12 protein-coding genes are annotated in these 12,538 nt (G+C 70.7%); 1 reads left to right on the forward strand and 11 read right to left on the reverse strand.

The annotated features are described in order from the left end of the window. The 8 genes from GUY61_RS09100 to GUY61_RS09135 all read right to left on the reverse strand — a co-directional run. Window positions 1–571: PAS domain-containing protein (locus GUY61_RS09100; RefSeq protein WP_166629567.1), on the reverse strand; the 571-nt coding region annotated here is incomplete at its 3' end. A 114-nt stretch (window positions 572–685) separates the two neighbouring features. After that, window positions 686–931 carry a hypothetical protein gene (locus tag GUY61_RS09105; protein ID WP_398954815.1) on the reverse strand — a complete coding sequence of 82 codons (246 nt, stop codon included), beginning with the start codon at window positions 929–931 and terminating at the stop codon, window positions 686–688. Further along, window positions 903–1,226, reverse strand: coding sequence for a hypothetical protein (locus GUY61_RS09110; protein ID WP_166629569.1), 324 nt, complete (start codon window positions 1,224–1,226; stop codon window positions 903–905). Before GUY61_RS09110 ends, GUY61_RS09105 begins: the two co-directional genes overlap by 29 nt. A 17-nt stretch (window positions 1,227–1,243) precedes the next feature. Next, entirely contained in the window at window positions 1,244–1,405 is a 162-nt protein-coding gene (locus tag GUY61_RS09115; RefSeq protein WP_166629570.1) for a hypothetical protein, read from the reverse strand. 688 nt (window positions 1,406–2,093) lie between these two features. Beyond that, a complete protein-coding gene (locus GUY61_RS09120) occupies window positions 2,094–3,395 on the reverse strand; it encodes an MFS transporter (RefSeq protein WP_166629571.1) in 1,302 nt (433 codons plus the stop codon). Next, window positions 3,392–6,658 (reverse strand): BTAD domain-containing putative transcriptional regulator, encoded by a 3,267-nt coding sequence (locus tag GUY61_RS09125; protein ID WP_166629572.1) that lies wholly within the window; start codon window positions 6,656–6,658, stop codon window positions 3,392–3,394. Before GUY61_RS09125 ends, GUY61_RS09120 begins: the two co-directional genes overlap by 4 nt. A 500-nt stretch (window positions 6,659–7,158) precedes the next feature. Continuing rightward, window positions 7,159–7,464 (reverse strand): hypothetical protein, encoded by a 306-nt coding sequence (locus GUY61_RS09130; RefSeq protein ID WP_166629573.1) that lies wholly within the window; start codon window positions 7,462–7,464, stop codon window positions 7,159–7,161. Window positions 7,465–7,525: 61 nt separating this feature from the next. After that, window positions 7,526–8,386 carry an alpha/beta fold hydrolase gene (locus GUY61_RS09135; RefSeq protein ID WP_166629574.1) on the reverse strand — a complete coding sequence of 287 codons (861 nt, stop codon included), beginning with the start codon at window positions 8,384–8,386 and terminating at the stop codon, window positions 7,526–7,528. Window positions 8,387–8,450: 64 nt separating this feature from the next. On the opposite strand from GUY61_RS09135, the gene GUY61_RS09140 reads away from it, so the two are divergent. Continuing rightward, a complete protein-coding gene (locus GUY61_RS09140; protein WP_166629575.1) occupies window positions 8,451–8,984 on the forward strand; it encodes a cysteine hydrolase family protein in 534 nt (177 codons plus the stop codon). Window positions 8,985–9,031: 47 nt separating this feature from the next. On the opposite strand, the gene GUY61_RS09145 is transcribed toward GUY61_RS09140, so the two are convergent. Genes GUY61_RS09145 through GUY61_RS09155 form a run of 3 tightly spaced genes read right to left on the reverse strand, consistent with a single transcriptional unit; the run spans window position 9,032 to window position 12,500 of the window. Then, window positions 9,032–9,424: a PPOX class F420-dependent oxidoreductase gene (locus GUY61_RS09145; RefSeq protein ID WP_166629576.1), complete on the reverse strand. Its 393-nt coding sequence runs from the start codon at window positions 9,422–9,424 to the stop codon at window positions 9,032–9,034. Further along, window positions 9,421–10,935, reverse strand: coding sequence for an FAD-dependent monooxygenase (locus tag GUY61_RS09150; protein WP_166629577.1), 1,515 nt, complete (start codon window positions 10,933–10,935; stop codon window positions 9,421–9,423). The genes GUY61_RS09145 and GUY61_RS09150 overlap by 4 nt, the downstream gene beginning before the upstream one ends. Next, window positions 10,932–12,500 carry an MFS transporter gene (locus GUY61_RS09155; RefSeq protein WP_166629578.1) on the reverse strand — a complete coding sequence of 523 codons (1,569 nt, stop codon included), beginning with the start codon at window positions 12,498–12,500 and terminating at the stop codon, window positions 10,932–10,934. Before GUY61_RS09155 ends, GUY61_RS09150 begins: the two co-directional genes overlap by 4 nt. Window positions 12,501–12,538: the final 38 nt, after the last annotated feature.

Here is a 12,538-nt window from a genome sequence, read left to right on the forward strand (position 1 = left end):
CCGGCTCACCGGTGCGCAGAACCTGGAGGATGGGCCGCTCGATGTCCTTGACCACGCGGCCGTCTTCGGTGAGCAGCACGCCCTCCGGCAGGATGTCGCGCACGAAGCGCCCCACAACCTCCTGCAGCGTCACACCGAACTGTTTTTCGATGGCCGTATTGATCCACCGTACCCGGGCGTCGGTGTCGTAGATGACCAGCTGCACCGGCGACTGGCGGTAGAGCCCGGCGAGCACGGCCCGGTCGATGGCGCGCTGCCGCAGCAGCTCCACGCTCATCGCCACCACCAGCCAGGCCGCCCCGCCCGTGCCATGGGCAAACGGATCCAGGGTCAGGGCCACGGGCACCAGGCGGCCGTCGCGATGTCGCACCGACCGAATGCCGTACGTGCCGGAGCTGCCGGTGGTGGGGGCGAGTCCGGCGCCCGTCGCGGTGTCCGTCAGGACCGCGTCGGCGGACCGGCCCAGCACCTCGTCCGGCCGGTGTCCGAACAGCGCCTCGGCCTCGGAGCTCCACCCGATGAACCGCATCCGCTCGTCCAGTACAGCGGTCGCCCGCCCCGCCGTCAGCATGCCGGGACCGACGCCCCGGCCGGATTCGACCGCCCCGGCTCCGGTGGTTCCGGTCCCGCGTCGTGCGGGCTGATGAGACCTGTCATGGCTGGCACCAGTCGTCTGCGCTCCCGATCACTTCAATATACTGCCGGACGGCACGGACGGCTTCTGCGCGCGGTGCGCCGCGAGGAGCCAGCGCAAGGCTTCTACACCTTCCTCCGTGCGCCGCGCGTCGCCCGAGGTGACCTGGTGGAAGACCAGCCCCTCCAGGGCCGCGAAGACGATCTCCACCAGCTCCAGGGACACACCGAAACAGTCCAGCGCCTCGCGGACAGCGTCGCGGTAGGCTTCATGGAGGGCGTCGACATGCCGCTGCAGTTCGGGCGCTCGCCTCCAGCTTCAGTTCGTTCTGGAACACCTGCACGTCCGGATCGGCGCCGATGAAGCCGGGCAGCGTCACGGCAAAGTCCTCCAGCCTGCCGCTGACGGGCACCAGCGACGACGTCTCGATGCTGCGTTCTGCGGGGCAGACGGTGGTCCAGGAGTATCCGCGCAGGAAGGTCCGCGCCTCGGCGACCGAGCGCTTGACCTTGCGATTGAGCACACAGTCGAGTCCGGTGTCCTCGATGCACGGCTCGTCGTCCCCGCCCAGCCCGGCAAAGGCGGGCCCCACCCCGTCGAGCGCGGCAGTCAGGAAGGCGACCGCCCGCGCGCGCAGTACGCGAGGTCGTCCGCCCGCGCGTCCTCCTCGTCAAACAGCAGATGCGCCTCCACGTTCGGGGGGCGCACGGCGATGCCGGAGCTGCGGATGAGGGCCACCGGCTTCCACAAGCGCTCCCGCTGGAACGTCACGGCCGCGGTCTCGGGCGCGGGGCAGCAGTTCCTCCCGCATCGCGGGCCACCCCGCCGAAACAGGCGAGAAGTCCCGGCGCGGCGCGCTCTCGCCGGCCTGGGTGCTCACGTGCGAGAAGCCGATGCCCTGCCGGTCCTCCCCTACCAGTTCCCTCAGCGGGCCGTCGAGGGCGGCCTCGAACCAGGAGACGAGTCCCCTGCCAACCCCGTCCCTGGTGTGCACGTCCAAGGTCGCGCTCGCCAGCAGTCTCACAACCTGCCTCCCTCTCTCGGATTGCCGGGGCCTTCCGCGGGGGCCCGCAGGCCGCCGTCTGCTCTGTCCCGGAACCCAACGCCCAGGCCGGTCCGTGCTCACGGGCCGGCCCCGCCCCGGATCGGGGCTCAGGCCATCACCGGCTCCGGCCGCGACGGCCGCTACAAGGCAATCGGGCCGTTGGCCCAGGCAGCAGCACCCGGTTCCGGCGCAGCCACGTCACTGCGGGGGTGCAGCTGGGCGGGTCAGGGAGCACCGTCAGTGGCCACCCGCACATTGGCCGTGGTCGTGCCATGGCCGCCCTGGCAGTCGACCGAGACGTGAAGCGGCTGCACTCGTGAGGGAGGGTACGTGCCTCGGGCAGACGGACAAGACAGTGAGGGGACCTTGGGCCGGGCCTTTGGTCACAGATGCCCCGCAGCGCGGGCGGCGTGGCTAACCCTCTCCGACGGCCGCCAGGTCCACGTCCTTGGTCTCCCGGTACCGGAAGAACGACACCGTGCTGATCAGACAGAGCACCACCACGTACCACGGGTACCAGGCGGCGTGGCCGTGCGCAGAGAGGTACTCGATCAGGTAGGGCGCCGTGCCGCCGAACAGGGCCACCGTCAGCGCATACGGCAGCCCGATACCGCTCGACCGCAGCGACGTCGGGAACATCTCCAGCATCGCCGACGGCGCGGCCGCCGCGTAGCAGCCGAACAGCAGCAGCGCCGCCGTCATCACCGCGCCCAGCCGCACGGCCGAACCTGACAGGAGGCCGAAGAGCAGCGGGGACAGGCAGGCGAACCCACAGCCGAACACCAGCAGCAGCGGACGGCGACCGTACCGGTCGGCGGCCATGCCGAACAGCGGCAGCGCGGCCATGAACACCACCTGCGCGACGACGGCGGCCTTCAGCGCGGCGTTCGCCGGTATCCCGTACTGGAGTTGGGCGTACAGCGGCAGGTACGAGGCGAAGGTGTAGTAAACGACGGTCGCACCCAGCGTGAAGCCGGCCACGCGGGCGGTGGCGCGCGGGTGAGTGCGCAGCACTTGCCGCGCCGGGTTGCGCGGCCGCTCCCGCACCGCTTCGAAGACGGGTGTCTCGCGCATTCGGCCGCGCAGGTACCAGCCGTACAGGGCGAGCAGCGCGCCGAGCGCGAAGGGAACACGCCAGCCCCAGCTTCCCAGCTGGGCAGGGGTGAGCGTGTTGTGCAGGAGCAGCGCGAGCAGCGTGGCCGCGAGCGTGCCGAGGGTGGTGCTGATGTAAACGGCGCTGGAGTACAGGCCGCGGCGCCCGCCCGGCGCGATCTCGTTCACGTACGTGCTCATCGCCGAGCCCTCGCCGCCCGCGGACAGCCCCTGCAGCGCCCTGGCCACCACCAGCAGCGCCGGGGCCAGTACGCCGGCCGTCCGGTAGGGCGGGGCGAGCGCGATCAGGAGGCTGCCGCCCGCCATCATCAGCAGGGACAGCCGCAGTGCGGTGGTGCGGCCGTGGCGGTCGCAGTACGCACCGATCAGCACTCCGCCGAGCGGTCGAAACATGAACCCGACGGCGAAGACCGACAGGGTCCGCAGGACGTTCGCGGTCGCATCGCCCGCCGGGTAGAAGTGCGGGCCGAGCAGCGCGGCGAACGTCACGAACGTGGCCCAGTCGAACCACTCCATGGCATTGCCGATGGAGGCGACCATCACCGGCCGCAGCCGGTCCCTCCTCAGGGATACGCGACCCGCCTCCGCGACAAGAGTGTTCACGATGTCGTCCTCCCGTGCAGTGGTCGTGTGGCGGGTGCGGTGCCGAGCCGTGCGCGTACGTCGTCGGCCTCGGCGACGCCGATCTCGGTGAACGCTTCCAGAGCCTGGGTCCAGTACGCCCGCGCCCGGGGGTGATCGCCGTCGACCGTGGCGACGGCGCCCAGGACGTGCTTGGCCTTGGCGATGTTCAGGCGCTGCGCGGTCGGCTGCGACAGGGTGAGCGCCAGCTGTGCGCACTCCTTGGCGCGGTGCGGGTCGCCCAGACTCAGGTAGAGCGGGGCCAGTTCCAGGAGGACCTTGCTGCGGGCGATGTGGTTCACGCTCCCCTCGGCGAGGGAGCGGGCCTCTTCGGCGTGCCCGGCGGCGTCCTCGCGGCCCAGCAACCCGTCTGTGACGGCCATGCGGGCCAGCGCGTACGCCTCGCCGTCGACGTAGCCGATCTGCCGGGCGCCGTCGAGCGCCGTGGCCGCGTAACGGGCCGACTGCGGCAGCGAGTCGAGGCCCACACTGATGGCCGAGAGGAGGCACAGCGTCTCCACCTCGTAGGTGCGGTCGCCGCACTCCTGGAAGGAACTCAGTGCCCGCTGCGCCGAGTCGAGCGCGGTCTCGTGCCGGCCGATGTCCAGGTCGACGAGGGCGAGCCCGTACAGCGAGATGCTTCTGTCGTAAGAGGAATCGATGGACTCGGACACCTTCAGCGCCCGCGTGAAACAGGACTGCGCCTCGGCCAGTTCCCCGGCGGCCTGGCGAACCAGGCCCAGGTTGCGCAGGCTGTACGAGCTGATGTGGTGCAGGCCGAGGCCGCCCGCGGTGGCCAGCGACGCCGTGAGGCACTCGGTGGCGCGCGCCATGTCACCCTGCGTCCAGTGGATGAACCCCAACAGGCCCTGGGTACTGGCCTCCAGCCGGGAGGACTGGATGGTGTGCGCGACGTCGAGCGCCCGCCGTGCGGCCTCCTCAGCCTGCGCGCCCCGGCCCAGGCTGAGGTGGGCGAGGCTCATGTTGTTGAGCATGGCCGCGACCTCCTCGGCCATGCCGAGCCGGTCGTGCAGCGCGAGGCTCTTCTCCTGGTGCGCGATGGCCCGCTCGTAGTCGCCCAGCGTGTTGTGGAGGTTGGCGAGGCTGCGGTGCATTGCCGCGACGCCGCGCTCGTCGTGGAGGGTCTCGGCAGCGGACAGGCCGATGCTGGTCGTCTCACGCCACTCGGTGCGGTACTTGCCCGTCCAGAAGAAGCCGCGCAGCGCGTCGGCCAGGTGCCAGGACAGGTGGTGCGTGCCGAAGTGGCGCACACAGGCCATCAGATTGCGCCGCTCGGCCAGCAGCCAGGCCATCGCGTGGCTCTCGTTCGGGAACTGCGGCGCGTCGAAGGTCGCCTTCGGTCGCTCCGGTTGGGCGAGCCGCACGAATTCCGAGTAGAGGACGTCGGCCGCGGCACAGGCGCCCGTGAGATACCACTGACCGAGCCGCTCCAGGGCCTCGGCCCGCTCCCGCGCGGAGTGCTCGACGAGCGCGCGGCCTTGCGCGTACTCGCGCAGCAGGTCGTGGAACTGGTAGCGACCGGGAGCGGGTTGCTGCAACAGGCTCGCCGTCTCCAGGCGGCTCAGGCCGGTCCGCGCCTGCGCCTCGCTGATGTCGGCGAGCACCGACACGGCTGCGGGTGTGAAGTCGGAGCCTGGGAAGAGCCCGGCCAGGCGGAAGACCGCACGGTCGTCCGGGGTCAACGCGTCGTACGACAGGGCGATGGCCGTGGAGACGGCGGACGTCGTGTCGCCGTCGACGGAGAGGGCGGCGAGGCGGTTTCCGCGCCGCAGACTCTCCAGGTAGTCCTCGGTCTGCCCGCCCGGGGCGCCGATCAGGTTGGCCGCGGCGATCCGGAGCGCGAGCGGCAGGTACGAGCACAGGGCGGCCACTTCACGTACCACATCCGGCTCGATCGCCACCGCGGCCTGCCGCATCATGCCGGTGACCAGCTCGGCCGACTCCTGCGCGCTGAGCGTGCCGACCCGGATCACCTGGGCGCCGTGCGTGACCGCGAGGGAGCGTAACTGCCGCCTGCTGGTGATCAGTACGGAACATCCCGCGTCACCGGGGATGAGCGGCAGCACCTGCTCGGCGCTGGACGCGTTGTCCAGCACCACCAGCACGCTCTTCCCGGTCAGCTTCGACCGGTAGAGGTTGGCCTGTTCGACCGGGTCGACCGGGATCTGGTCCGCGGGTACGCCGAGGCTGCGCAGGAACTGCGAGAGCACCTGGTCCGGCGGGAGCGGCGCGTGCGCCCCGCCCTGCTCGTAGCCGCGCAGGTTCACGTACAGCTGCCCGTCCGGGAAGGTGCCCCGCACCCGGCTGCCGAGCCATACCGCGAGCGCCGTCTTGCCCACGCCGGGCGGCCCGGACAGGACCACAACGGGGACGCCGGTACGGTCCGGAGCCGGAGGCAGCATCGTCTCGATCCGGCCGACGACATCGTCCCTGCCCACGAAACCCAGGGCCAGGGGCGGGAGTTGCGCGGGCACCGTGACGGCACCGAGGCGCGGCCCGTGCGGGGCCGCGAGGGCGGGGTCCGATTCGAGGATGCCGGCGTGCAGAGCGCGCAGCCGTTCGCCGGGCTCGACGCCGAGTTGCTCGACCAGTTCACGGCGGGCCTGCTGGTAGACGTCCAGCGCCTCCGCCTGCCGCCCCGAGCGGTACAGAGCCAGCATCAGCAGGCTCCAGAAGTTCTCCCGCAAGGGGTTGTCCATGGCCGCCGCGCGCAGCTCCTTCACCAACTGCGCGTGCCTGCCGAGGTGGAGCTCGGTCTCGAAGTACGCCTCCAGCGCGCCGAGCCGCTCGTCCTCCAGTGCCGGGGACTCGTCGCGGCGCAACGAGTCCGACGGGATGTCCGCGAGCGGCGCACCCCGCCAGGTGCTCAGCGCGTCGGCCAGCAGCCGCGTCCGCTCTTCCGGCGTCTCCGCCTGCTGCGCCAGCCGGACCAGGCAGCGGAACCGCGTCAGGTCCAACTCCCCGTCGGCCACGTCGATCCGGTAGCCGCCGGACGCCGTCTCCACCAGGCCGGCGTCGCCGAGCAGCATCCGCAGCCGTCGTACGTACGTGTGCAGCGCCCCGCGCGGGTTCGACGGCTTGCGCTCGTCCCACAGCCAGTCGGCGAGACGGTCGTTGTCGACCACCGAGCCGGCCTGCAGCAGCAGCGCGGCCAGCAGCACCCGAAGCTTCCCGGAATCAATTACCAATTCTTTGCCGGCGACACGTGCGGAGAGCGTTCCCAATATCCCGAAGCTGTTCCCGATGCCAGGCGCGGCGGCGCTTGGCGATGGGACGAATCCTGTTCGCACCATGCAGTTCTTGCCATCCCCCGTAGGCGTGTGCACAGCCTCCCGATGCTACGCACCGCGCCATTGCCGGAACGCGTGCAAGGGGACCCCTCAGCCGTGCGGTTCCCACAATAAGCGACACCGGAGGCGGGCCGGGGGTTCCGCCTTGTTCAATTTGTCACACGGCAGGTCCGTTTTTCCGCGGCCCGTACCCGCCGAGGTGAGGGCGGCGGGAGCGGTTCCGGATACTTGGCCGAGGGTGACCTTCCGGGCCCGGGTGTGTGCCGGAGGTGGTTCGGCGCGGAATTTCCTCACGCGGTGTTCCACTGCTCTTTGATGGCAGGGGAATTCCCTGTCATGACGGTTGTCGCGGAGAGTGACGGACTTGTAAACGAGCTCCTGACCGTTTCAATACCGTCTCAATGGTTCTGGATTCCTGGCCCGGACAGGTGCGCTCACGCAGTGCCCGTGAACCGGGAAATCGCCCCCGTCAGCGGGTCCGAGAAGGACGCCTCATCAAGGCGGTAAGAGGGTCGCCGACTGCGCAGCGCCTGGAGGAAATCGCTTGCCGCGTCCGGACTTCCGGTGTCGGCGGTCGGGGACGCGAGGGTTTCGCGGGGCGACGGGACGCCGGGCTCGGGAACGTACGGCAGCGCGGCGTGGCCGTGCGCCTCGGGCTTGGAGCAGTTGCCCGACGCCGCGCCCACGTGCGCTCTCGGCCGCGCGCGCCAGGGAGCGGCCCTGCCGGTTGCATGACTCATCACAGTCTCCTTCGTACGCGATTCGTGTCCGCCGGCCGTGCCTTGGAGCGAGATCCGGCAGTCAGGTCCGACGCAGGTGGTCGACGACCAGCGACCTGATGGTCGACGACCAGTGCGGCGGGAAGATGTGGCCCATGCCAGCGATCCGCCACAGGCGCGCGTGCCGGATCACCCGGTGCAATTCCTCGCCGTGCTCCAGGGGAAGGACCGGGTCCTGCTCGCCGTGCACGACGAGAGTCGGCACGTCGAGGGCGGCGATCCGGCCGGTCAGCGGGGGCGTGCGGTCCAGGGCCGCCGAGTGACGCCAGGAGGTGTCGGGCCCATGGCCGCGGGACATCACACGCCGGACCAGGTCCACCCAGTAGGCCTGGTCGAACGGCACGGCGTGCCCCACCAGCACCCGCCAGCCGTCGACCGCCGCGGCCATACACTCCTCGGGCCCCCGCGGCGGGGACGTGGTGAGCCGTGCGACCCGCTCCAGCATCGGCGGGCGCGGACCGGGCAGTCCGGTGCGCGGCGGCAGCCGCACATCGCCGTTCGCATCCGGGGAACTGGACAACAGCACCAGCGACCGGACGAGTTCAGGCCGGTCGAGCGCGAGCAGCTGGGCCACCATGCCGCCGACAGACTGGCCCACCACATGCGCCGAGCCCAGACCGAGCCCGACGATCACGTCAGCAGCGTCCGCGGCCAGCGTCGACAGGTCGTACTCGCCGTCGGACTTCCCCGACCTGCCGGTGTCCCGGTGGTCATAACGCACCACGAAGTACCCGTCCGCGGCGATCAGTCGGCACAGCGCGTCCGGCCACACGATGCCCGGCGCCGTGCCGCCCATCACCAGCAGCACCGCCGGATCGCGGCGGCTGCCGAACGTCTCCGTCCACAGTCGCAGACCGTCCTGCGTCGCGATTGTCCTCTCCATCGGGCTCTGTTTTCCCCTTGGTAGGGTGCGGTGGACCGCTGATCATCCGTCCTGGGGGAACAGAATGACCCGCGCACGCACGGCACTTGTCCTGGTTGATCTGCAACGGTGGATCGTCGACATGCCGTGGCAGCCGACCGGCGGCGACGTCGTGATCGACGCCTGCGGAAAGCTGCGCGAGCACTTCGCGAGCACCGGCTCCTCGACCGTCGTCCTCGTCCGGTACGTACGAGCTGACGGCGCCGACGGCGGCATCGACGCCGCCCCCAACCAGTTGGTCCCCGGTCTTGAACCGCGTACCGGCGAAACCCTGGTGACCAAGCACGGCCTCGACGCCTTCGAGGGCACCGACCTCCACGACCGCCTGCGCCGCGAAGGCGTCACCCAGGTCGTGGTCGCCGGTCTGTCCACCGCGCACGGCGTCGCGGCCACCGCCGCGACGGCGCTGCGGCTGGGCTACGAAGTGGTCGTCGTCTCCGACGCCACCGCCAGCGTGGACGAGGCGCAGCACCGCGAGGCGCTCGACCGGCTCACCGCGCTCGGCGCGCGCACCGGCCTGGTCTCGGACCTCGTGGCCGCGAAGGTCAGCGGGAACTGACCTCGCGGCCCGGCAGGTCACCGTAGGTCGGCCTCAAGCCGACCGGTTCACTGGCAGCTGACCGCCGTGGGCTTGACCACGTACACGATGCGGTGCGCGACGTCCGGAGGCGGGCCGTCCAGCCTCATGTCGTACCGCTGCGCAAGCTGCGCGAAGAACTCGCCGGACGAGTCGTCGTCAATCCGCACCACCTCGCCGCGGATCTCCAGGTAACGGTACGGCTGCTCCGGGTCGTTGACCGACACCGCGACGTGCGGGTCGGCCGTGATGTTCTTGTACTTGTAGCGGACCGTCGTGTTGGTGAAGCGGACGTACTCTCCGTCCCAGGAGAACCACATCGGGTTCACCTGCGGCCCGCCGTCCGCCGCCCGGATCGTGGCCAGATGGCCGAAGAGCGGCCGCTCCAGCAGGTCCCGGTGACTTTCCGGAATGAGACTCATACTGTGTGTTCCTCCACTTTCTGCTGTTCGTCCTGCCCGGCGCTGAGCATGGGGCGGAACAGGTCCGTCAGTCGTGCCCGCATCGTGGGGACGTCCTTGGCGATCCGGTCCACGTGACCGTCCGGCCGGGCGAGCACGAGCGCGGGCTTTCCGCGGCGCGCCTCGGTGCGGACGTCGAGCACCGCGTCAAGCCGGTCCGCGCACCACCGTGTCAGCTCCCGCGCCGACTCGTCCCGCGCCCCCGTCAGGATCAACGTGTGGCGGAGATCGTCGAGTTCTTTCCGCAGCGGCAGCGGCACCAGCGCGCCGGGCACGAAGCCGGCCGTCTTCTTTCCGGCCGGGGGTTCGGTCCGGTATTTCGTCCGCAGACCGGCGAGCCACGGAAGGTACGCCAGGTCGAAGAGACGCAGGCCCGACGCGACACGCAACAGGTTGTCGCGCAGGAGAACCTGGTGGCCCTTGCGCAGCAGCCACAGCTTCGTCTGCACGTCGGCCTGGCGCACCACCGCGCGCGCCACGTCCCCGCGCTCGCTCACATAGGTGTCGAGCAGCCGCTCGGCGCTGTACCCGTGCCAGACGAGGGCAAGCTTCCACGACAGGTTGTGGGCGTCGTTGACACCGGTGTTGAGGCCCTGCCCGCCGGCCGGGCTGTGGATGTGCGCGGCGTCCCCGATCAGGAAGACCCGGCCGGCCCGTGTCGTGTCGGCGTGCCGCGCGTGCACGTTGAAGACGCTGATCCAGTCGGGGTCGCGAAGCCGGATGCCGCCAGGCCCGCGCTCGTCGACCAGGCTCTGCACCATGGCCAGGTCGATGTCCTCCTGGGTCACCCCGGTCGGCGCCGAGGTGAACACGCGCCAGCGGCCGTCCGGCAGGCCGCAGGCCACCAGGATGCCTCGTGGGGAGCAGAAGTAGTGCGTCATGCGGTGGTCGAAGTGGGTGTCGACCATCACGTCCGCGACGACGAACCGCAGTTCGTACGTGGATCCCTCGAAGCCGATGCCCAGGTGGCCGCGGACGGTGCTGCTCGCCCCGTCCGCCCCGATGACGTACGCGAACTCCTCCTCGTGCTCGGTGCCGTCCGGGTGACGCAGGCGGGCCCGCACCCGGTCGTCGAGCTGCTCAAAGCCGAGCAGCTCGGTGCCCCAGCGCACGGCGCCGCCGACCGAGGCGAGGTTGGTCCGCAGGACCTCCTCGATGTCCGGCTGCGGGCAGATCAGCGGCTGAGTCGCCGAGTTGTAGCGGAGGTTGGCGATGACCTTCCCGTCGGAGTAGTACCGCATCTGCGACTGGGGCAGCGCACGGGTGGCGAGCAGGTCGCGCCCTCCGACCCGGTGGATCAGCTCGACGGTGCGCGGCCACAGGCCCAGCGCCTTCGACAGGGTGCTGGGTTCCTCGGCCTTGTCCACGCAGCGGACCGGTACACCGCGCCGGGTGAGTTCGGTCGCCGCGGTGAGGCCGGCCGGTCCCGCGCCCGCGACGAGAACCGGCAGCGCACCCACGGTGGTGGTCATACGGTCGCCTCCTCGGCGACGGCTTCGGCGGGCGCGGCCTGCTGGGCGCGCTCGCGCAGCATCACGCTCACCAGCACGGCGCTCGCGGCGCAGATGGCGACGACCACCCACAGCACCAGGTGCAGGCCGTCGGTGTAGCTGCCGGTGAGCAGGTTGAGGAAGTCGGAACGGGCGGAACCGGTGACGGTGTCGGCCGCTCCGGCCAGGTCGCCGCTGATCACGCGGTCGGCCACGCCGCTCGCGTCGACGCCGTTCGCGCCTTCGACTCCGGACAGGCCGTCGGAGATGTGCGAGCGCGTCGAGTTGAGCAGCACGGCGCTCATCGCGGCGATGGCGAACGCCTCACCGGCCAGGCGCATCGTGTTGAAGAGTCCGGCGGCGGCACCCGCCTGCGCCGGCTCCACGGAGGTGATCGCGGCACCGTCCACCAGACCGGCCGTCATGCCCATCGAGATGCCGAGCAGCATCAGCGGACCGGCCAGCGCCACCACCGACACGTCCGCGTCGATCAGGGTCAGCCAGCCCGCGCCCACCGCGGCGACCACGAGGCTCAGCGCGAGGATGAGCCGGCTGGAGACACCGCTCTTGACCAGCTTGCTGACGAGGAGCGGAACCGCCAGGACCGGCAGGGTGAGCAGCAGCATCGTGGCGCCCGAGGCGTTCGTGCTCATCCCCGCGACCCCGGTGAAGTACGTGGGCAGCAGCACCAGCAGGCACACGAAGCTGAAGGACAGTGCGACGGGGATCAGCGAAACCGCCATGAAGCGGCCCTGCTTGAGGAGCGAGAGATCGATCATGGGCTGCCGCTGGCGCAGTTCCGCGGCGACGAACAGGGCCATGAGTACGACCGCAGCGGCAGACAGCAGCAGCGTCCCACCGCTCGTCCAGCCCTGCTGCGGGCCCTGGACGATGGCGTACATCAGGCAGAACAGGGACAGCGTGAACGTCGTGGTGCCGGTCCAGTCGACCTTCGTGGCGGCGGGGTTCTTCGACTCCGGCATCAGCGGCACCGCGACCAGCACGAGCACCGAGACGATCAGGTGCGAGAAGAACACCGAACGCCAGCCGAAGGTGTTGACGAGCAGACCCGCGCTCGACGGGCCGAGTGCCAGACCGGCACCGGCCGAGGAGCCGAGGATCGCGAAGGCCCGCGCCTGGGCCGCGCCCTCGAACGTCGTGGCCAGGATCGCGGCACCCGAGGTCATCACCGCGGCGGCCCCGAGCCCGGCGATCGCTCGCGCCACGTCGAGCACGACAATGCTCGACGTCACCCCGCTGACCAGGGTGGACACGGCGAACAGGGCGGTACCGGCGGCGAACATCCGCCGCCGTCCCACGATGTCCGCGAGCGAGCCGCAGCCCAGCATGAAGCAGGCGAAGGCGAGGTTGTAGGCATTGACCACCCACTGCAGCGGGGCGAGCCCCACGTGCAGATCGGAGCTGATGTCCGGAAGGGCGACGGAGGTGCCGGTCAGCGAGGCGGGCAGGACCAGGACGGCGAGACAGACCGCGACAAGCGTCGGTGTCGGATTGCCGCGACCGGTGGCCGGACGAGCCGTGCTCATGAAACGTCCCCTTTCAGGGGGCTGATGGGGGGATGGCG

This window comes from Streptomyces sp. GC420 (assembly GCF_009916105.1).
Lineage (GTDB): Bacteria > Actinomycetota > Actinomycetes > Streptomycetales > Streptomycetaceae > Streptomyces.

Excerpts from the sequence above, each read along its gene's own strand:
- GUY61_RS09130 (WP_166629573.1), bottom strand. The coding sequence starts at position 7,464 with ATGAGTCATGCAACCGGCAGGGCCGCTCCCTGGCGCGCGCGGCCGAGA.
- GUY61_RS09155 (WP_166629578.1), bottom strand. The coding sequence starts at position 12,500 with ATGAGCACGGCTCGTCCGGCCACCGGTCGCGGCAATCCGACACCGACG.
- GUY61_RS09140 (WP_166629575.1), top strand. The coding sequence starts at position 8,451 with ATGACCCGCGCACGCACGGCACTTGTCCTGGTTGATCTGCAACGGTGG.
- GUY61_RS09135 (WP_166629574.1), bottom strand. The coding sequence starts at position 8,386 with ATGGAGAGGACAATCGCGACGCAGGACGGTCTGCGACTGTGGACGGAG.
- GUY61_RS09145 (WP_166629576.1), bottom strand. The coding sequence starts at position 9,424 with ATGAGTCTCATTCCGGAAAGTCACCGGGACCTGCTGGAGCGGCCGCTC.
- GUY61_RS09150 (WP_166629577.1), bottom strand. The coding sequence starts at position 10,935 with ATGACCACCACCGTGGGTGCGCTGCCGGTTCTCGTCGCGGGCGCGGGA.